At 64.9% G+C, this 1,684-nt stretch carries 1 protein-coding gene; it reads left to right on the plus strand.

The window, feature by feature from the left end:
• The first annotated feature begins 115 nt into the window (after positions 1-115).
• Positions 116-1,678 (plus strand): IS1634 family transposase, encoded by a 1,563-nt coding sequence (locus IT779_RS37040; RefSeq protein WP_456299700.1) that lies wholly within the window; start codon positions 116-118, stop codon positions 1,676-1,678.
• Positions 1,679-1,684: the final 6 nt, after the last annotated feature.

Here is a 1,684-nt window from a genome sequence, read left to right on the forward strand (position 1 = left end):
CCTGACTTCGGACAGATGTTGATCTTGGGAGTGTTCGCGGCCGGGTGATCAGCGGGTTCGCTGTCGCCGGGGGCCTGAGTTTGCGCACTAACTCGATCTTCGTAGGGTGGGCCGGGTGGCCTACGTGCGGACGGTGAAGACCGCCTCGGGAGCGACCGCGGTGCAGATCGTGTGGTCCACGCGTCGCGGCGCCCGCGACATCGAGCACGTCGGCTCGGCCCACGATGATGCCGAGCTGGAAGCGTTGCGCGCGGCGGCGAACCAGCGCCTCGCCGCCGGCCAGGGCGAACTCGACCTCGGTGTCGCTGGTCCGGCCGGTGAGGGTGGCACGGCCGAAATCCCCTCGGGAACTTTGGAAATCACCAGTTCACGGGCCGCGCATCTGTGGGATGCGCTCGATGCCGCCTACCGGATGCTGGGGTTCGCGGGTGTCAGCGAGGATCAGGTGTTCCACGATCTGGTGTTGGCCAGGATCATCGAGCCGACCAGCAAAGCCGACTCCGCCCGCGTGCTCGCCGAGGCCGGTATCGACACAGTGTCGTACCGGACGGTGACCCGACGGCTACCCGACTACGCCAAAGACCAATTCCGTCAAGCACTTTCGGCTGCTTGTGCAGCGCATGCCGGGCTCGGTCCGGCGTCGCTGGTGCTCTACGACGTGTCCACGCTCTACTTCGAAACCGATACCGGCGACGGGTTCCGCGAGCCCGGCTTCTCCAAGGAGCGCCGCCTGGAGCCGCAGATCACGATCGGTCTGCTGACCGACGCGAACGGGTTCCCGCTGTCGGTGGCCGCGTTCGAGGGCAACAAGGCCGAGACCGCGACGATACTTCCCGTGATCGAGGCGTTCAAGCAAGCACACCGCCTCACCGATGTCACCGTGGTCGCCGATGCCGGCATGATCAGCGAAGCCAACCAGATCGCCATCGCCGCGGCTGGGCTGTCGTTCATTCTCGGTACCCGCATCCCCCGTGAACCCCAAACAGTCACCGAATGGCGAAACCGCAACCCCGGCAGAGAGATTCCCGACGGGCATGTGTTCACCCAACCCTGGGCGGCGACCGACCGGGAAAAGACTCGTGGGGTTCCCGACACCGTCATCTACTACCAGTACCGGGCCGACCGGGCACGGCGCACCCTGCGCGGGATCGACGAGCAGATCGCCAAAGCGCAGAAAGCGGTGGACGGGAAAGTGCCGGTGAAGAAGAACCGGTTCGTCAAACTGACCGGCGCCACCAAAACCGTGGACCGGACCCTGGAAGCCAAAACCCGGGCTCTTGCCGGACTGAAAGGCTACACCACGAACCTGACCAGCGAGAACGCCGAGTACGTGATCAGCGCCTACCACCATCTCTGGCGGATCGAGAAAGCGTTCCGCATGTCCAAACACGACCTACAGGCCAGACCCATCTACCACCACAAACGCGAATCCATCGACGCCCACCTGACCATCGTGTTCGCCGCGCTGGCCGTCTCGCACTGGATCGAGACCCGGACCGGATGGAGCATCAAGAAATTCGTGCAGACCGCCCGCCGCTACCGAACCGTTCAGATCCGCGCCGGCAACAAGACCCTCACCGCCGCCGACCCGCTACCGACCGACCTCGCCGAAGCACTCACCAAAATCCACGGATCCGCCGGGCCAAACCCGGCGGACTTGCACACTAACCTGTCCTAACTCGGG

Origin of the sequence: Nocardia bovistercoris (assembly GCF_015674855.1) — a bacterium.
In the GTDB taxonomy this organism is placed as follows: Bacteria; Actinomycetota; Actinomycetes; order Mycobacteriales; family Mycobacteriaceae; genus Nocardia; species Nocardia bovistercoris.